This window comes from Pseudomonas sp. Pme6b (assembly GCF_058129925.1).
In genome coordinates, this window is record NZ_CM176704.1 from 440,995 (window position 1) to 459,951 (window position 18,957).

The window sequence follows — 18,957 nt, forward strand, 5'->3', positions numbered from 1 at the left end:
AGAATAGGCTGCCTCGGCTGCGCCTGATAAACCGATGCGGCTGGTTTTGCTGCCGGTTCCCGGCAGATCGCGGACAAGTCCGCTCCTACGACGAGCGGGCAGAAGCTCCGTTCTTTGTACTCATCGAAACATCGCGATGAGCACGGAAACAGAGGGGCTTTGACTAACGGCTCTGACGCTGTTGCAACAACAGGTTACTAAATCCACCGCTTGCCAGTTGTTTCTGGGCGGTGGTCAGTTGTTCGCGGTTGCTGAACGGGCCGACCAGTACGCGGTACCAGGTTTCATCTTTCACAGTGCCTGACTCGACGGTAGACGTCTGGCCCAGCAGGATGATCTGCGCGCGGACTTTCTCGGCGTCAGCCTGTTTGCGGAACGAGCCCGCCTGCAGGAAGAACGTCGTGACTGCTGCCGGCTTGGTCGTGGCAACCGGTGGCGCTGGCGGAGGCGTCAAGCCGCTGAGGGCTGCCTGGGCACGTGCCGTGTCGATCTTGGCTGCCTGCTCCGGCGAGACCGGTGCTGTGGGTGCCACAGGCGGCGGGGTCTTCTCCGGCACGGCTTCGTTCGGCACGATCACTTCCGATTCCGGCAGCAATGTGTAGAAGTCGTACTTCGGCTTGACCGGAGCCGTCGGGCTCGGTGGTGTTTTATTCGCCTCGGCGATCTTCGCGGCCTTGGCGTCCGCCTTGACCCGCTTGACGTCTTCGCCGCCCGGTTCAAGCTTCATCAGAAAGACCACGAACGCGCCCACGGTCAAGCCAATCGCCAGCCACAACCATCCTGGAATCGGCTTCTTCGCGGGTGCCTGATAACGGCTGGCGCCCCGCTTGGGTGCCGGTTTCTTCTTCGCAACTGCCAACTTACATACGCTCCAGAGTTTCCAGACCCAACAGGTCCAGGCCTTGCTTGAGGGTGCGGCCGGTCAGGGCAGCCAGACGCAGACGGCTTTGCTGCTGATCGGGATTTTCCGCACCAAGGATCGGGCAGTTTTCGTAAAAGCTCGAAAACAGACCCGCAAGGTCATACAGGTAAGCACAAAGTACGTGCGGTGTGCCTTTTTCTGCGACGTTGTTCAGTGTTTCGGTGAATTGCGCCAGACGTGCGGCCAGTTCCTGTTCCTGCGGCGCTGCGAGGACAATCTGGCCCTTGCTGGCGTCAAACGCGCTGCCCAGCTTGCGGAACACGCCCGCCACACGGGTGTAGGCGTACAGCAGGTAGGGCGCGGTGTTGCCCTCGAAACTGAGCATCTGATCGAAGTTGAAGCTGTAATCGCTGGCGCGGTGCTTGGACAGGTCGGCGTATTTCACCGCACTGATGCCCACGGCCTTGGCAATGCTGCGCAATTCTGCTTCAGCGACTTCCGGATTCTTTTCCTTCACCAGCGTGTATGCACGTTCTTCGGCTTCATCGAGCAGGTCGATGAGTTTGACCGTGCCGCCGTCGCGGGTCTTGAACGGGCGGCCATCGGCGCCGTTCATGGTGCCAAAACCCATGTGTTCCAGCTGCATGCCGTCGTGGACGAAACCGGCGCGGCGAGCGACTTCGAACACCTGCTGGAAGTGCAGGGCCTGACGCTGGTCGACGAAATACAGCACGCGGTCAGCCTTGAGCACTTTGCTGCGGTAGCGGATGGCGGCCAGATCGGTGGTGGCGTACAGGTAGCCGCCACCGGCCTTCTGCACGATCACCGGCAGAGGCGTGTCATCGGCGGTACGGAATTCTTCGAGGAACACACATTGCGCGCCGTTGCTCTCGACCAGCAGGCCAGTGGCTTTCAGATCGTTGACCACGTTGGCCAGGTCATCGTTGTAGGCACTTTCGCCCATCACATCTGCCGGGGTCAGCTTGACGTTGAGGCGCTCGTAGGTTTCCTGGCAGTGCGACAGCGAGATGTCCTTGAAGCGTGTCCACAGGGCCAGACACTCGGCATCGCCTGCCTGCAACTTGACCACCAGGCCTCGCGCCCGCTCGGCGAACTCTTCGGATTCGTCAAAGCGCTGCTTGGCGGCGCGGTAGAAGTTTTCCAGGTCGGACAGCTCGTCGCTGGTCGCCGGTTTTTCCTGTAGATAGGCCAGCAGCATGCCGAACTGGGTGCCCCAGTCGCCCACATGGTTCTGGCGAATGACTGTGTCGCCTAAAAACGTCAGAACGTTCGCCACGCCGTCGCCAATAATGGTCGAGCGCAAATGGCCAACGTGCATTTCCTTGGCCAGATTCGGTGCCGACAGATCGACGACCACGCGCTGTACAGCGCCCGCCTTGCGGACTGACAGGTGCGCGTCGGCCAGTGCAGCGTCGAGGCGTGCGGCCAGCGCCGCAGTGTTCTGGAAGAAGTTCAGAAAGCCCGGGCCGGCAATTTCGACCTTGCTGACCTGCTCGTCGGCAGGCAGGGCGGCGATCAGCTTTTCAGCCAGGTCCCGCGGCTTCATCCCGGCAGGCTTGGCGAGCATCATCGCGATATTGCTGGCGAAGTCGCCGTGCGTCTTGTCGCGGGCGTTTTCCACCTGAATCGCCGGCGTCAGCCCTTCTGGCAAGACGCCCTCGGTGACGAGACGGGTCAGGGCTTGTTGAACCAGCTGGCGAATGGTGTCTTTCATTGTGCTCTCTTCGACCGCAAGCGCGGTGGCGCTTTGATGCGCGGGTGGAAAAACTCTGCATTATCCGTTGCTCAAGCCTGCTTGCCAACGGCGTGGCTTAATAAAGATCCACCGGGTCCACATCCAGCGACCATCTGACCTGTCGTCCGCTGGGCATTTGCTCCAGCGCGAGCAACCAAGTGGCAAGCAATTTGTGCAGTGGCGCGCGTGCGCTGGACTGCACCAGCAGTTGCGCACGATAACGCCCGGCGCGGCGTTCCATCGGTGCCGGAACCGGGCCCAGCAGCTCGATGCCGCCCAGGCCCATTTGCGCAACCAGTTGCTCGGCGTCACTGCAGGCTTGATCGAGAAAGGCCTCGGCCTGTCCCGGCTTGTGCGCTTCGGCGCGCAGCAGTGCGAGGTGTGAAAACGGTGGCAGACCCGCCGAACGGCGCTCGCTCAAGGCCTGTTCGGCAAAGGCGAAATAACCCTGCTCGGTCAGCTGGATCAGCAGTGGATGGTCGGCCAGGTGGGTCTGGATGATCACCTTGCCCGGCTCTTCCGCGCGGCCGGCACGACCTGCAACCTGCACGATCAACTGCGCCATGCGCTCGCTGGCCCGGAAGTCACCGGAAAACAGCCCGCCGTCGGCATCCAGGATCGACACCAGCGTTACCCGTGGGAAGTGATGCCCTTTGGCGAGCATTTGCGTACCCACCAGAATGCAGGGCTGGCCGCGCTGGATGGTCGCGAATAACTGATTCATGGCGTCCTTGCGCGAGGTGCTGTCGCGATCCACGCGCAGCACGGGAAAGTCCGGAAACAGGATCGCCAGGCGCTCTTCGGCACGTTCGGTGCCCGCGCCTACCGGGCGCAAATCCACCTTGCCGCAGGACGGGCACTGGCGCGGTACACGTTCGACATACCCGCAGTGATGGCAGCGTAGCTCGCCCGAGCGCTGGTGCACGGTCATGCGCGCATCACAGCGCTGGCAGCCAGACATCCAGCCGCAGTCGTGGCACAACAAGGTGGGTGCGAAGCCGCGACGGTTGAGGAAGACCAGCACCTGCTGACCTGCCGCAAGCGTCTGGCCGATAGCCTGCTGCATCGGCCCGGAAATGCCGCTGTCCAGTGGCCTGCTTTTGACGTCCAGGCGCATGAAACGCGGCTGTTGCGCACCGCCTGCACGCTGGTTCAGGCGTAACAGGCCGTAGCGGCCGGTGTAGGCGTTGTGCAGGCTTTCCAGGGACGGGGTGGCCGAGCCCAGGACAATCGGAATGTTTTCCTGACGCGCCCGCACCAGGGCCAGATCACGGGCGTGATAGCGCAGACCTTCCTGCTGTTTATAGGAGCCGTCGTGTTCTTCGTCGATGATGATCAGGCCGGGGTTCTTCATCGGCGTGAACAGTGCCGAGCGCGTGCCGATAATAATGTCGGCTTCGCCATCGCGAGCCGCCAGCCAGGCATCCAGTCGTTCGCGGTCGTTGACTGCCGAATGCAGCAGCGCGATGCGGGCATTGAAGCGCTGTTCGAAACGCGTCAGGGTTTGTGGCCCCAGGTTGATTTCCGGAATCAGCACCAGCGCCTGTTTGCCGGCCTCAAGCGTTTCGCGGATCAGTTGCAGATAGACTTCAGTCTTGCCACTGCCAGTGACGCCAGCCAGCAAAAACGCATGAAAGCTGTCGAACCCGGCACGGATGGCTTCGTAGGCAGCGCGTTGCTCGGTGTTGAGCGGCAATTCAGGCTGGGCCAGCCAGTGTTCATGGCGTGCGCTGGGTGCGTGGCTGCGAACCTCGACATACACCAGCTCCTTGGCCAGCAGCAGGTTGAGGCTGTCTTTATTAAGCATCAGCTTGCTCAGCAACTGATGCGCCACGCCATGCGGGTGCTGGGCGAGGGTGGTCAGCGCTTCGCGTTGCTTGGGCGCTCGCGCGATGCGCGGGTCGCCGACGCTGGCGCCCGGTGCAACGTGCCAGAAGCGTTCCTGGCGACTTTCGGCCAGTTCGCCCTGACGCAGCAACACCGGCAAGGCCCAGCTCAGCGTGTCGCCCAGGCTGTGCTGATAATACTGCGAGGTCCACAGGCACAGCTTGAACAGCGCGGGCGGCAATGGCGCTTCGCTGTCGAGCAGGGCGATGGCCGGTTTGAGCTTGTCGGCAGGCACTTCGCTGTGATCGACCACTTCCACCAGAATGCCGATCATTTCCCGTCGCCCGAATGGCACCCGCAGACGCATGCCAGGCTGCAAGGCGCTACGCGACACGCCCGCAGGAGCGCGGTAGTCGAACAGGCGGCGAAGCGGCGAGGGCAGGGCAAGGCGCAGGATGGCGTCGGGCACGCGGTGTTTCCCTGTGATGATGAGTGATGACGGAGGCGCGATCTTAGCAGACGACCGGTGTGAAGGTTCGCTTGCGTCGTTGCAATTGTCTGGTACTATCCGCAGCCTATTTCCGTGCGGTATTCAACAATAGTGTTGGATGGCGGCGCGTTAGACCGAGGAAGTACCGATGAAAGCTGATATCCATCCAGTTTACGAAGCCATTGACGCTACCTGCAGCTGCGGCAATGTCATCAAGACCCGTTCCACCCTGGCCGCTCCGCTGAGCCTGGACGTGTGCAACGAGTGCCACCCGTTCTACACCGGCAAGCAGAAGACGCTTGACGTTGGCGGCCGTGTCGACAAGTTCAAATCCCGTTTCGGTGCGTTCGGCGCTACCAAAGCGAAGTAAGACTGGCTGCCCCATGGGCATCTCCAGGCTGCTTGAAAAGGCGCTCCTTGTGGGCGTCTTTTTTGTGCCCGCGATTTGGGTGTCCGGCGCGCAGGCCTTCTGCCCGGCACCTGCTTCGTTGCCGGTTGCACAGGTGCAGCGCGTGGTTGATGGCGACACGCTGCGTCTGAGCGATGGCCGCAGCGTGCGGATGATTGGGCTCAACACGCCTGAAACCGGCAAGAAAGGCCAGTCTGCCGAGCCGTTTGCCGAGGCTGCGAAAAGACGTTTGCAGGCACTGGTGGATGAAAGCGGCGGTCAGGTCGGTTTGCGTGTCGGCCAGCAGGGCAAGGACCATTACGGTCGTACTCTGGCCAACGTTTACGATCGCAAGGGGGCAAACCTTGAGGCGCAGTTGCTCAGCGAAGGGCTGGGGTATCTGGTGGCCGTTGCGCCTAACGTTGCGCTGGTCGATTGCCAGCAAGTTGCCGAAGGTGCGGCGCGGCAGGCGCAATTGGGTGTGTGGCGCGACTCGCCGGTTCAGCCCTCGACCAGGCTGAGCAAAAGCGGCTTTGCGATTGTGTCCGGTCAGGTCAAGAGCGTGCAGCGCAATCGCGGCGGTATCTGGATCGAGTTGCAAGGCTCGCTGGTCCTGCGTGTTGCCCCGGCTAACGTGAACTCATTCGACACGGCAATGCTGGAGCGCCTCAAGGGCCGGCAGGTCGAGGCGCGCGGCTGGGTGGTCGATCGGTCCCGGCGCGGTGCTCTGAAATCAGGGCAGGCACGCTGGCTGCTGCCACTGACCCACCCCGCGATGCTGAGCCCGTCAGGTCGATAGATACTGCCTTTTGGCCAGTTGTCTGGTGATGGGTGGCCGGTTGTTCACGTTTCAGGCATCTAAGCGTAAAGTCTAATCCTGTGCCTATTGACAGCAGTGACTGGTCAGTCTTGTTAGGACTATGCATCTTGCGTATCCTCGGCGGTCCGTCTGTCCCACAGTAAAAAAGCGGAATCCAATACATGTCAGATTTGAAAACTGCCGCGCTCGAATACCATGCCAATCCTCGTCCGGGGAAGCTGAGCGTCGAACTCACCAAGCCGACTGCAACCGCTCGTGACCTGGCTCTGGCCTACAGCCCTGGCGTTGCTGAACCCGTGCGTGAAATTGCCCGTGACCCCGAGCTGGCTTACAAGTACACCGGCAAAGGCAACCTGGTAGCAGTTATTTCCGATGGCACCGCTATTCTCGGCCTCGGCGATCTGGGCCCATTGGCCTCCAAGCCGGTCATGGAAGGTAAAGGGGTTCTGTTCAAGCGTTTCGCCGGTATCGACGTTTTCGATATCGAAGTCGATTCCGAAAGCCCGCAGGCGTTCATCGACACCGTAAAGCGTATCTCCATCACCTTCGGTGGTATCAATCTGGAAGACATCAAGGCACCTGAATGCTTTGAAATCGAGAAGGCACTGATCGAACAGTGCGACATCCCGGTTTTCCACGATGACCAGCACGGCACCGCTATCGTGACTGCTGCCGGCATGATCAACGCACTGGAAATTGTCGGTAAAACCCTCGATTCCGCGAAGATCGTCTGCCTGGGCGCTGGCGCTGCAGCCATCTCCTGCATGAAGCTGCTGGTGAGCATGGGCGCGAAGATCGAAAACATCTTCATGGTCGACCGTACCGGCGTCATTCACTCTGGCCGTACCGACCTGAACCAGTACAAGGCTGTGTTCGCTCACGCGACCGAGAAACGCTCGCTGACCGATGCGCTGGATGGCGCTGACGTATTCGTGGGCCTGTCAGGTCCTAATCTGTTGAGCGCTGAAAACCTCAAGCTGATGGCCAAGGACCCGATCGTGTTCGCCTGCTCGAACCCGGACCCGGAGATCTCCCCGGAGCTGGCTCACGCCACCCGTAGCGATGTGATCATGGCGACCGGCCGTTCGGATTACCCGAACCAGGTCAACAACGTTCTGGGCTTCCCGTTCATCTTCCGCGGTGCTCTGGACGTTCGCGCCAAGCGTATCAACGAAGAAATGAAGATCGCTGCAGCCAACGCCCTGCGCGAACTGGCCAAACTGCCTGTTCCTCAGGAAGTCAGCGATGCCTACGGCGGCATCAAACTGGAATTCGGTCGTGAGTACATCATCCCGAAACCAATGGACACCCGCCTGCTCGGCTTGATCGCCGATGCAGTTGCCAAGGCAGCCATCGAGAGCGGTGTTGCCACCCTGCCGTATCCGAAGCACTACCCGCTGACCAGCGTGGACGATGTGTTCAAGGGCTGATCCTTGATGCAATAAAAAACCCCTGCAGCGATGCAGGGGTTTTTTTATGCCTGGAATTGAGATTATCGTTCCTCACGCGCCGGCGTGTGAATGCCCTGGGTGACGCTCTGCATCACAAATCTGCGCAGCGCCGCTGAATCAAAAGAGGACGCGGAGCGTCCAGAACGGCATGCGACGCGGAGCGTCGCACGATAGTGGGGATCATCGTTCCTCACGCTCCAGCGTGGGAATGCCTTGGGTGACGCTCTGCGTCACCTACCTGCGCAGTGCTATCAGAACAAATCGATCGGTGCTGACTCATCCGCTGGCAACGGGCTGCCCGGTGCGCTGCTGCCGCCCAGTTCGTTGACGCTTGGCGGTGTGTCTTCGCTTTTGAACAGTTCGAAGAACGCGTTCGGCGTGCTAGGTGTGGCAGCGCGCCCGCTCAACGGGTCTACACGCAGGCTGAGGATGCCCGGCGGTTCTGCCTGCTGATGCGGTGGCTTGTCCTTGAGTGCAGCGCTCATGTAGTCCATCCAGATCGGCAGGGAGACCGTACCGCCAAATTCATGACGACCAAGGCTTTCAGGCTGATCGAAGCCGCTCCAGACAGTTGTCACATAGTCCGCGTTGTAACCGGAGAACCACGCATCCTTGGAATCGTTGGTCGTACCGGTCTTGCCGGCGATATCCGGCCGGTTCATCGACAGAGCGCGCCGCCCGGTGCCGCGCTTGATTACGTCCTGCAGCATGCTGTTCAGAATGTAGGTCGTGCGGCCATCCACAACGCGCTCTGCAACGGCGGGCGCTTGCGGCTGGGCCGGTGTCCCTGGTGGGCCTGCGATCACGCTCGGGCTGTCATGCACGGCAAAGGTCGACGTGTTGGGCGCAGTATTGACGTCGTTGGCCGGAACGCTTGGCGGATTGGCCACAAACAGGGTCTGCCCGTCACGGTTCTCGATGGTCTGGATCAGATAAGGACTGACCTTGTAACCGCCATTGGCAAAGGTGGCCCAGCCAGTGGCGATTTCCATCGGGGTCAATGTAGCCGTGCCCAGTGCCAGCGACAGGTTGCGCGGCAAGTCTTGCTTGGAGAAGCCAAAGCGGGTGATGTAGTCGATGGTGCTGTCGATACCGAGGGCCTGGAGCAGGCGGATCGATACCAGGTTGCGAGACTTGTACAGCGCCTCGCGCAGGCGGATCGGGCCAAGGAAGGTGTTGGTGTCATTTTTCGGACGCCATACCTTGTCCAGATACTCGTCGACAAACACGATAGGTGCGTCGTTCACCAGACTGGAGGCGGTGTAACCGTTATCCAGTGCAGCGCTGTAGATGAACGGTTTGAAGCTTGAGCCCGGCTGACGCTTGGCCTGCATGGCGCGGTTGTAGTTGCTCTGCTCGAAAGCGAAGCCGCCGACCAGCGCACGAATGGCGCCGTTTTGCGGGTCAAGCGAGACCAGGGCGCTCTGCGCGACGGGAATTTGACTGAATTTCAGCGAGCCGTCGCCCTGGCGCAACAGGCGAACAAGGTCGCCCACCTTGGCAACATCGCCTGGCTGCTTCGGATTTGCCCCCAGACTGTTGGTATTCAGGTAAGGCCGCGCCCACTTCATGGTGGCCCAGTCGACGGTTTCTTCCTTCTCGCCGTTGCGGGTCAGCACGCGCAAGCCGGTCTTGTCGACCTGGGTCACGATGCCGGGCTCGAGGCCGTTGATCATGCGTTGTTTGGTCAGTTCCTGTACCCAGTTGGCGCGGGTCATGCCCGGGAAGCGGCTTTCCGGGCCGCGATAGCCGTGGCGCTGGTCGTAATCGATCAGGCCCTGCTGGATGGACTTGTTGGCGTGCTCCTGAAGGTCGCTCGGCACCGTGGTAGTGACGCGGAAGCCCTCTGTATAGGCCTCGCTGCCGTAACGGCCGACCATTTCGGCGCGTGCCATTTCAGCAATGTACGGCGCGTTCACTTCCGGGGTTGGCACGTGATAACTGGCGTTGAGTGGTTCGTTCAAGGCTGTCTGGTAAGCAGTCTGGTCAATCTTGCCCAGGCGATACATGCGGCCGAGGATCCAGTCGCGGCGTTCCTTGGCGCGGGTCGGGTTGGCCAGCGGGTTGAAGCGTGACGGCGCCTTGGGCAGACCGGCAATCATGGCCATTTGCGCAAGGCTTACATCGCGAATCGATTTGCCATAGTAGACTTGCGCCGCGGCTTCGATTCCGTAGGCGCGGTTACCCAGATAAATCTTGTTGACGTACAGCTCGAGAATCTCGTCTTTGGTAAGTTGGCGCTCGATTTGCAAGGCCAACAGAATCTCGGTGGTTTTGCGTGAAAAGCTTCTTTCGCTGGTCAGGAAGAAGTTTTTCGCGACCTGCATGGTGATGGTACTGCCGCCTGACTGAATATGGCCGCTTTTTACCAGTTGTGTGGCAGCGCGCATCAGGCTGCTCGGGTCGACGCCATAGTGGTTGGCGAAGTTGTCGTCTTCGGCCGATAGCAGGGCGTTGATGAAGTTGGGCGGAATTTCCGCGAAGCGAATCGGCGTGCGGCGCATTTCGCCAAACTCGGCAATCAGCTTGCCGTCGCTGCTGAATACGCGCAGGGGGATTTGCAGTTGAATGCTTCGCAGCGCTTCAACCGATGGCAGGGTCGGGCTCAGGTAGAGAAACGCGCCACTCAGGCCAAGCAACAGCGAGCAGAATACCGCGACGAGGGACCACCAGAAAAACTTCAGCAGGCGTATCAAGGCTTTTGGATTTCCAGAAAAAATAATGGGTTAAGCGCAGGCATTTACAAATGAACACGCCTTGAGGCTTTCTTAAATGAAAAAATCGCTGGGCATTATAAGCATTTTTCGTCTACGAGCGTGATTTGCGCTACTGTCAAGGCTGTCGACAGTGACGTTGGCCCGAAATAACTCCGTAAGTGGCGGAAACTCATAGGAATCAGGTTGTGTTCGAACTCTTCAGTAAGAAGGCCAACACCCTTCTAGGGATCGATATTAGCTCCACCTCGGTAAAACTCCTGGAATTGAGTCGTTCCGGCACTCGTTACAAGGTCGAGTCTTACGCAGTCGAGCCGTTGCCGGCCAACGCTGTCGTCGAAAAGAATATTGCCGAGCTCGAAGGGGTTGGTCAGGCGCTGTCTCGCGTGCTCGCCAAGGCCAAGACCAGCGTCAAGATCGTGGCGGTCGCCGTAGCCGGTTCCGCCGTGATCACCAAGACGATTGAAATGGACGCCGGTCTTTCCGACGACGACATGGAAAACCAGCTCAAGCTTGAGGCTGATCAGTACATCCCTTATCCGCTGGAAGAAGTCGCCATCGATTTCGAAGTGCAGGGCTACTCGGTGCGCAATCCCGAACGCGTCGAAGTATTGCTGGCTGCCTGCCGCAAAGAGAATGTCGAAGTGCGTGAGGCGGCGCTGGCTCTGGCCGGGCTGACCGCGCGCGTGGTGGACGTCGAGGCCTATGCCCTGGAGCGCTCGTTCGGCCTGCTGGCTGCGCAACTGGGTAACGGTCATGACGAGCTTACCGTGGCGGTGGTCGATATCGGTGCCACCATGACCACCCTCAGCGTGCTGCATCATGGCCGGATCATCTATACCCGCGAGCAACTGTTTGGTGGCCGCCAGCTGACTGACGAAATCCAGCGCCGCTATGGGCTTTCCATGGAGGAGGCCGGGCTTGCCAAGAAGCAGGGCGGGTTGCCCGACGACTATGTCAGCGAGGTGCTGGACCCCTTCAAGGATGCGTTGGTGCAGCAGGTCTCTCGTTCTTTGCAGTTCTTCTTTGCGGCCGGTCAATACAACTCCGTGGATCACATCATGCTGGCAGGCGGCACGGCTTCGATTTCAGGGCTGGAGCATTTGATTCAACGACGCATTGGCACCCCGACGATGGTCGCCAACCCGTTTGCCGACATGGCCCTGAGCTCCAAGGTCAATGCCGGGGCGCTGGCCAGTGACGCTCCCGCGTTGATGATCGCGTGCGGTCTGGCGTTGAGGAGCTTCGACTGATGGCGCGGATCAACTTATTACCGTGGCGCGAAGAGCTTCGCGAAGAACGAAAAAAACGCTTCCTGACCGCACTGGTCGGCGTGTTGGTGGTGTCAGTCGGTATTCTGTTTCTGATTGATCGTTACGTCAGCAACGCCATTGAGCATCAGATGGCGCGCAACGCGTTTGTGCAGACGCAGATCGCTCAGCTCGATATACGCATCAAGGAGATCAGCGACCTGAAGGCGCGTCGCAAACAGTTACTTGAGCGCATGAAGATCATTCAGGACCTGCAAGGCAACCGCCCGATCACGGGGCGTGTATTCGATCAACTGGCGCGCACTCTTCCGGATGGCGTTTATTTCTCGCAGGTCAAAATGACCGACAAGCTGATTGCCATCAGTGGCGTTGCCGAATCGAATAACCGGGTTTCCGACCTGATGCGCAACCTTGAAGCCTCTGACTGGCTGGAAGCGCCGAGCCTGACTGAAGTGAAGGCCACGACTGCAGGGGCTGTGGATCAGGCCAACGTCTTTCAGTTGACAGTGCGTCAGACCCAGCCGCCGGTTGCCGCGGCTGCACCTGCCGCAACCACGCCCGCTACAGGAGCCAAGCCATGAATATGTCTGAATGGCTGGAAGGGCTTCGCAAGGTTGACCTGAGCGAGCTGGACCTGAACAACCTGGGTTCCTGGCCCGCAGCGGTCAAGGCCATTGCCGGCGTGCTGGTCGCGGTACTGATTTTCGCACTGGGCTACTTCTTCTTTATCCAGGACCTGGAAACCCAGCTGGAAAGCGCACAGAACAGTGAAGTGACGCTCAAGGAGCAGTTTTCCAACAAGGCCTTCCAGGCTGCCAACCTTGAGCCTTACAAGAAGCAGATGGAAGAAATGGAAAACACCTTCGGTGCTCTGCTGCGGCAATTGCCCAGCGACACCGAAGTGCCTGGCTTGCTTGAGGATATAACCCGGACCGGGCTGGGAAGCGGGCTTGAGTTCGAGGAAATCAAGCTGCTGCCCGAGGCGGTCCAGCAGTTCTACATCGAGCTGCCGATACAGATCACGGTAGTCGGTGGTTATCACGACTTGGCGACCTTCGTCAGCGGTGTCGCCAGCCTGCCGCGCATCGTCACGCTGCATGATTTCGAGATCAAACCGGTCGACCCGAAGGTGCCGACCAAGTTGCGCATGAGCATTCTGGCCAAGACCTACCGCTACAACGATGAAGGGCTGAAGAAATGAGGGCGGCGCGATTGCTGTGCGTCAGTGTGGTTATGACAGGGTTGGCCGGTTGCGGTAATGACAATGATTTTGCCGACCTGTCGGCGTTCATGGATCAGGCCAGAGCGCGCCCGAGCGGCACTATCGAGGCCCTGCCGAAGTTTCGTCCGTATGAAGCGTTCACCTACAACGCCTCTACGCTGCGCAGTCCTTTTCAGCCTCCGGTCAAGATCGACCTGCTCAACCGCCAGAAGGGCTCGCGGCTGGTAGCACCGGACGAGCACCGGGTCAGGCAGTTCCTGGAAGGGTTCAATATCGAGTCGTTCGAGATGGTCGGCACGATTGGCAACGAGTCAGGGACATTTGCCCTGCTGCGCGGTGCGGGAGGCGTTCATCGCGTCAAGGTGGGAGATTACCTGGGCCGTAACAACGGCCGGGTAGTGTCAATCGGTGATGCGCAGGTAGATGTCATTGAAATTGTTCCTGATGGAGAGGGGGCCTGGCTGGAAAGGCCGCGCACTATCGCCCTCAAAGAACGCTCATGAAGTGGGCAAGACCAAGTATGCACAGTAGCGCTCAACGGAAATTGATCATGACCCGGATTTTCTCGATTATCGGCGTGTCGTTATGCATCGCGATGCTTTCGCCGGTTCTCCAGGCTGCCAACCTAAAGACTCTGGATGTCGCCGCCCTGCCGGGTGATCGCATCGAGCTCAAGCTGGCATTCGACTCGCCGGTGCCTGCGCCGCGCGGTTACACCACGGCGCAACCTGCGCGTATTGCGCTGGACCTGCCGGGCGTGACCAGTCAGTTGGCGACCAAAAGCCGAGAACTCGGTAACGGTAACGCACGCAGCGTGGTCGTTGTACAGGCTCAGGACCGCACGCGGGTAATCATCAACCTGACCACGCTTTCGCCCTACAGCTCCCGCGTCGACGGCAACAACCTTTACGTGGTTATCGGTCAGGGCGCAGCCGCTGCGCAGGCTTCCCAGCCAACCACCGCGATGGGCGCGCAACGGGTAGCGGTGCCGCCACCCACTCCGGCATCTGCCAGACCGTTTATCCCCGCGGGCGTCAAGGCCATCAGGAATGTCGATTTCCAGCGCGGCGAGCTGGGTGAAGGCAATGTGATCATAGATTTGAGCAACCCCGGCATTGCCCCGGATATTCAGGAGCAGGGCGGCAAGATTCGCGTCGACTTCGCCAAGACCCAACTGCCCGAACCGCTGCGCGTGCGGCTGGACGTCAAGGACTTCGCCACGCCGGTGCAGTTTGTCAGTGCGTCGGCTACGGGCGACAAGGCCAGTATCCTGATCGAACCGTCGGGTGCCTTCGACTACTCGGCGTTCCAGACCGAAAACAAGCTGACCATCAGTGTACGGCCGTTGACCAATGAGGATCTGGACCGCCGCGCCGCTGACAAACCGGTGTACACCGGTGAAAAGCTGTCGCTGAACTTCCAGGACATCGACGTACGCTCGGTGCTGCAACTGATTGCCGACTTCACCAACCTCAATCTGGTAGCCAGCGACACGGTTCAGGGCGGTATTACCCTGCGTCTGCAGAACGTGCCATGGGATCAGGCGCTGGACCTGGTGCTGAAAACCAAGGGCCTGGACAAGCGCAAGGTCGGCAGCGTTCTGCTGGTCGCGCCCGCCGATGAAATTGCTGCCCGCGAGCGTCAGGAGCTTGAATCGCTCAAGCAGATCGCCGAGCTGGCGCCCCTGCGTCGTGAATTGTTGCAGGTCAATTACGCCAAGGCTGCCGATATCGCCAAGCTGTTCCAGTCGGTGACCAGCGCCGAGTCCAAGACCGACGAGCGTGGCTCGATCACTGTGGACGACCGGACCAACAACATCATTGCCTATCAAACCCAGGACCGGCTCGACGAACTGCGTCGCATCGTCTCGCAACTGGACATTCCGGTGCGTCAGGTGATGATCGAGGCGCGCATCGTCGAGGCCAACGTCGATTACAACAAGCAACTGGGTGTGCGCTGGGGCGGCTCGACCAACACCAGCGGCAATGGAAAATGGACAACCTATGGCCTTGATAATAATGGCGATGAGGCAAGTAACACTGGCAGCAACGTGACCTCCAACGTGCCGTTTGTCGATATGGGCGCATCTGGCGCAACCTCCGGCATTGGCCTGGGCTTCGTCACCAACAATACGTTGCTGGACCTTGAGCTGAGCGCGATGGAGAAGACCGGTAACGGTGAAATCGTCTCCCAGCCCAAGGTAGTCACTTCCGACAAGGAAACCGCCAAGATCCTCAAGGGCACCGAGATTCCGTATCAGGAATCCAGCTCCAGCGGTGCAACCACTGTGAGCTTCAAGGAGGCCTCGCTGTCGCTTGAGGTAACGCCACAGATCACGCCGGATAACCGCATCATCATGGAGGTCAAGGTCACCAAGGATGAGCCGGACTACCTGAATGCGTTGCTTGGTGTACCACCGATCAAGAAAAACGAGGTCAACGCCAAAGTGCTGATTTCCGATGGCGAAACCATCGTCATTGGTGGTGTGTTCTCAAATACGCAAAGTAAAGTTGTCGATAAAGTGCCATTTCTTGGCGATGTACCGTATCTTGGCCGGCTTTTCAGGCGCGATGTGGTATCCGAGTCCAAATCCGAGCTGTTGGTATTTTTGACTCCGCGTATCATGAACAACCAGGCGATTTCTGTGAGTCGTTGATTTTGTGCGAAATTTAATACTTGTGGGGCCGATGGGTGCTGGCAAAAGCACCATCGGCCGTTTGCTTGCCAAAGAGTTGCGACTGCCGTTCAAGGATTCCGACAAGGAAATCGAGTTGCGCACGGGCGCCAATATCCCGTGGATCTTCGACAAGGAAGGCGAGCCGGGTTTCCGTGAGCGCGAGCAGGCCATGATTGCCGAGCTGTGCGAAGCCGATGGCCTGGTTCTGGCCACCGGTGGCGGTGCGGTCATGCGCGGTGAAAACCGTCAGGCGTTGCGTGCCGGTGGGCGCGTGGTGTATCTGCATGCTTCCATAGAACAGCAGGTCGGGCGCACCGCGCGTGACCGAAATCGTCCTTTGTTGCGTACCGCTGATCCGGCCCGGGTGCTCAGTGAATTGCTGGCTATCCGCGACCCGCTTTATCGGGAAATCGCCGACGTGGTGATTGAAACCGATGAGCGGCCACCCCGAATGGTGGTTCTCGAGATATTGGCGCGCCTTGCAGAGCTTCCTCCCCGTTAAAGCGCAGGCGAAAATGCGCTATTCTCGTCGACCAGCAAAACAGCGACGGTGCATGGCCTTGCGTCATGACCTGCTGAAGCACAAACCGTCCAACCGGTAATCAATGTGGGGACACATGCAGACACTTAAGGTCGAGCTTGGTGAGCGTAGCTACCCGATCCATATTGGCGAAGGCCTTCTGGATCAGCCAGAGCTCCTGACCCCGCATATCGTCGGGCGTCAGGTGGCTATCGTTTCCAACACGACAGTGGCACCTCTGTATCTGGAGCGTCTGACGCAGACCCTGGCCGGTTACAACGTTCTTCCGATTGTTCTGCCCGATGGCGAGGCGTTCAAGAACTGGGAAACCCTGCAGACCATTTTCGATGGCCTGCTGACCGCTCGTCATGGCCGCCGCACCACGGTCATCGCCCTGGGTGGCGGTGTGATTGGCGACATGGCCGGGTTTGCTGCCGCCTGTTATCAGCGCGGCGTGAATTTCATCCAGATCCCCACCACGTTGCTGTCCCAAGTGGACTCCTCGGTGGGCGGCAAGACCGGCATCAATCATCCGTTGGGCAAGAACATGGTGGGGGCCTTCTATCAGCCGAGCGTCGTGCTGATCGATACCACCTCGCTCAACACCCTGCCCGAGCGTGAACTGTCCGCCGGGCTGGCAGAGGTCATCAAGTACGGCCTGATCTGCGACGAGCCGTTTCTGACCTGGCTTGAAGAGCACGTCGACGCGCTGCGCGGGCTGGATCAGGCGGCGCTGACCGTGGCCATCGAACGCTCCTGTGCGGCCAAGGCGCTGGTGGTCGGCGCCGACGAGCGTGAGTCCGGTGTTCGCGCCACATTGAACCTGGGTCACACATTCGGTCACGCCATCGAGACGCATATGGGCTATGGTGTCTGGCTGCATGGCGAGGCGGTAGCTGCCGGTACGGTCATGGCGCTGGAAATGTCCTCGCGTCTGGGCTGGATCAGCACGCAGGATCGGGATCGCGGTATTCGCCTGTTTCAGCGCGCCGGGCTGCCGGTGGTGCCACCACAGGACATGACGGAAGACAATTTCCTCGAACACATGGCGATCGACAAGAAAGTCATCGACGGTCGCTTGCGTCTGGTGCTGTTGCGCCAGATGGGTGAAGCGGTTATCACGGACGATTATCCAAAAGAAGTATTACAGGCCACTCTGGTTGCGGACTATCGCGCCCTGGTGGATCAGCTTAGAGGTTAACGGAAAACCCATGACTAGTTTGCATGCCGACGAGGCCTTCCTCGGCCATTATCAGTTGAGTCATGACCCCTTTGCAGCGCGGGTACCTGGCTTCAAATTCTTTCCTGCCCAGCGCAAGCCTGTACTGGGTCAGCTTCATCATCTGGCGCGTTACAGCCAGTTGTTGCTGGCAGTGACCGGGCCGCAGGGCAGCGGCAAGACCCTGCTGCGTCAGGCGCTGGTAGCAAGCACCAACAAGCAGTCTGTGCAAAGCGTTGTGGTTTCTGCACGCGGCGCTGGCGATGCGGCAGGTGTGCTGCAGCAGGTTGCCCAGGCGCTGAGCGTTGCCCAGGCTGAAATGCAGGCGATCCTGTCGCAGGTCGTGCAGCTCGGGCTGACCGGCCAGGAAGTCTACTTGCTGGTTGACGACGCGGAACAACTGGGCGATTCGGCGCTCGAAGCGTTGCTGGGTCTTGCTGCGGGAACGCCTGAAGGGCGTCCGCATGTATTCCTGTTCGGAGAGCCATCGCTGCTCGATCGTCTCGATCAGATGTGTGCCGACCTGCAGGGCGATGTCGAAGGCGAACGCTTTCACGTCATCGAGCTGCAACCCTATACGGAAGAGGAAACCCGAGAGTATCTGGCTCAGCGTCTGGAGGGTGCAGGGCAAGGAATCGCGTTGTTCACTGCCGACCAGATCACCGATATTCATGAACAGTCCGATGGCTGGCCTGGGGCAATCAACCAGGTAGCCCGCGATTCAATGATCGAGGCGATGATCGCGAGTCGTTCCGCGGTCAAGCGTCCAAGTGTGGGGTTCAACATGCCGAAAAAACACGTATTGGCCTTGGGTGCCGTCGTCATAGTGGCCGTGGCAGCAGCAGTGCTGATCCCGGGTCGCGGTGACAAAACGGGCACACCAGCCAATGCCCCTGCTTCTGCTCAGGCGCAATTGCCGCTGGGCGAGGGCAAGCCAACTGCTCAGCAATCGAACAACGGTAGCCCGGCCATCGAGTTCGCGGGCAATTCCCAGCCGATGCCGCTGCCGATGAATGGCAACTCGCAACCGGTGATGCGCGGCCCGCTGGCTGAAGCGGCCGGGTCGAGTGATTCCGACGAAGACGCGGTGCCGACAGGTTCTCCTGCCCAGCCGCCGACCGTGACCACCACTGCGCCGCCTGCGGGCGTGCCTGCCGGTCAGGCTGCCGCCCAGACGCCACCCTCGTCTATTCCTGCCCCAGCCGCCAAGCCAGCGCCTGCACCTGCGCCTGCTCAGGTCGCCACAGCCAAGCCAGCTCCGGCCCCGGCTGCCAAGCCTGCGGAAAAACCTGCGCCAGCAGCCGCCAAACCGGCTGCCGGTAGCAATTGGTACAGCAGTCAGGCGCCAGGCCATTATGTGGTACAGATTCTGGGCACCAGCTCCGAAGCGACCGCTCAGGCCTACATCGCAGAGCAAGGTGGCGAGTACCGTTATTTCAAGAAAACCCTGCAGGGCAAGCCGCTGTACGTCATCACGTATGGCAACTTTCCTGACCGTGCTGCCGCCCTGGCAGCCATCAAAGTATTGCCAGCCAAGGTTCAGGCTGGTAAACCTTGGCCCCGTACTGTCGCCAGCGTCCAACAAGAGCTTGGTGCCAGTCGCTGAAGTCGCAGCGGCCTTATCCGGGCCGCTTCACCCAGCCAGCCTGACTTAACCCGCAAAGCGCGCCACCTGATTGGTGCGCGCCTTGCGGCGTCTGCGTTACAAGCGCTTTACAGTCTCCCGTCGCGTCAGTCAGA

The 18,957-nt window shown here is 60.0% G+C and carries 15 protein-coding genes; 11 read left to right on the forward strand and 4 right to left on the reverse strand.

Going from position 1 to position 18,957, the window contains the following annotated elements; genetic code table 11:
• Window positions 1-163: 163 nt before the first annotated feature.
• The 3 genes from AC4ANE_RS02055 to AC4ANE_RS02065 form a co-directional block, all read right to left on the reverse strand.
• Window positions 164-859 (reverse strand): SPOR domain-containing protein, encoded by a 696-nt coding sequence (locus AC4ANE_RS02055; protein ID WP_002551645.1) that lies wholly within the window; start codon window positions 857-859, stop codon window positions 164-166.
• Between the two features lies 1 nt (window position 860).
• Entirely contained in the window at window positions 861-2,597 is a 1,737-nt protein-coding gene (argS, locus tag AC4ANE_RS02060) for an arginine--tRNA ligase (protein WP_002551646.1), read from the reverse strand.
• A gap of 97 nt (window positions 2,598-2,694) precedes the next feature.
• Complete coding sequence (locus AC4ANE_RS02065) at window positions 2,695-4,914, reverse strand: primosomal protein N' (RefSeq protein ID WP_002551647.1); 2,220 nt, start codon at window positions 4,912-4,914, stop codon at window positions 2,695-2,697.
• Between the two features lie 169 nt (window positions 4,915-5,083).
• Between AC4ANE_RS02065 and rpmE the strand changes: the two genes are divergently transcribed.
• The 3 genes from rpmE (at window position 5,084) to AC4ANE_RS02080 (ending at window position 7,573) form a co-directional block, all read left to right on the forward strand.
• Window positions 5,084-5,305 (forward strand): 50S ribosomal protein L31, encoded by a 222-nt coding sequence (rpmE, locus tag AC4ANE_RS02070; RefSeq protein ID WP_002551648.1) that lies wholly within the window; start codon window positions 5,084-5,086, stop codon window positions 5,303-5,305.
• 13 nt (window positions 5,306-5,318) lie between these two features.
• Window positions 5,319-6,122 carry a thermonuclease family protein gene (locus AC4ANE_RS02075; RefSeq protein WP_002551649.1) on the forward strand — a complete coding sequence of 268 codons (804 nt, stop codon included), beginning with the start codon at window positions 5,319-5,321 and terminating at the stop codon, window positions 6,120-6,122.
• A 182-nt stretch (window positions 6,123-6,304) separates the two neighbouring features.
• Window positions 6,305-7,573: a malic enzyme-like NAD(P)-binding protein gene (locus tag AC4ANE_RS02080; RefSeq protein ID WP_002551650.1), complete on the forward strand. Its 1,269-nt coding sequence runs from the start codon at window positions 6,305-6,307 to the stop codon at window positions 7,571-7,573.
• 272 nt (window positions 7,574-7,845) lie between these two features.
• On the opposite strand, the gene AC4ANE_RS02085 is transcribed toward AC4ANE_RS02080, so the two are convergent.
• On the reverse strand, window positions 7,846-10,287 hold the full coding sequence (locus tag AC4ANE_RS02085) for a penicillin-binding protein 1A (RefSeq protein WP_369812045.1): 2,442 nt from the start codon (window positions 10,285-10,287) through the stop codon (window positions 7,846-7,848).
• A gap of 209 nt (window positions 10,288-10,496) precedes the next feature.
• On the opposite strand from AC4ANE_RS02085, the gene AC4ANE_RS02090 reads away from it, so the two are divergent.
• The 8 genes from AC4ANE_RS02090 to AC4ANE_RS02125 all read left to right on the forward strand — a co-directional run bounded on the left by AC4ANE_RS02090 (window position 10,497) and on the right by AC4ANE_RS02125 (window position 18,823).
• Window positions 10,497-11,561 (forward strand): pilus assembly protein PilM, encoded by a 1,065-nt coding sequence (locus tag AC4ANE_RS02090; RefSeq protein WP_002551652.1) that lies wholly within the window; start codon window positions 10,497-10,499, stop codon window positions 11,559-11,561.
• Complete coding sequence (locus AC4ANE_RS02095; protein WP_002551653.1) at window positions 11,561-12,160, forward strand: PilN domain-containing protein; 600 nt, start codon at window positions 11,561-11,563, stop codon at window positions 12,158-12,160. The genes AC4ANE_RS02090 and AC4ANE_RS02095 overlap by 1 nt, the downstream gene beginning before the upstream one ends.
• Entirely contained in the window at window positions 12,157-12,780 is a 624-nt protein-coding gene (gene pilO / locus AC4ANE_RS02100) for a type 4a pilus biogenesis protein PilO (protein ID WP_002551654.1), read from the forward strand. The genes AC4ANE_RS02095 and pilO overlap by 4 nt, the downstream gene beginning before the upstream one ends.
• Window positions 12,777-13,304, forward strand: coding sequence for a type 4a pilus biogenesis lipoprotein PilP (gene pilP / locus AC4ANE_RS02105; RefSeq protein WP_002551655.1), 528 nt, complete (start codon window positions 12,777-12,779; stop codon window positions 13,302-13,304). The genes pilO and pilP overlap by 4 nt, the downstream gene beginning before the upstream one ends.
• A 47-nt stretch (window positions 13,305-13,351) precedes the next feature.
• Window positions 13,352-15,457 (forward strand): type IV pilus secretin PilQ, encoded by a 2,106-nt coding sequence (locus tag AC4ANE_RS02110; RefSeq protein WP_002551656.1) that lies wholly within the window; start codon window positions 13,352-13,354, stop codon window positions 15,455-15,457.
• 4 nt (window positions 15,458-15,461) lie between these two features.
• Entirely contained in the window at window positions 15,462-15,980 is a 519-nt protein-coding gene (aroK, locus tag AC4ANE_RS02115) for a shikimate kinase AroK (protein ID WP_002551657.1), read from the forward strand.
• Window positions 15,981-16,095: 115 nt separating this feature from the next.
• A complete protein-coding gene (gene aroB / locus AC4ANE_RS02120; protein WP_460408681.1) occupies window positions 16,096-17,199 on the forward strand; it encodes a 3-dehydroquinate synthase in 1,104 nt (367 codons plus the stop codon).
• A gap of 10 nt (window positions 17,200-17,209) precedes the next feature.
• Window positions 17,210-18,823, forward strand: coding sequence for an SPOR domain-containing protein (locus AC4ANE_RS02125; protein ID WP_002551659.1), 1,614 nt, complete (start codon window positions 17,210-17,212; stop codon window positions 18,821-18,823).
• The last annotated feature ends 134 nt before the right edge of the window (window positions 18,824-18,957 follow it).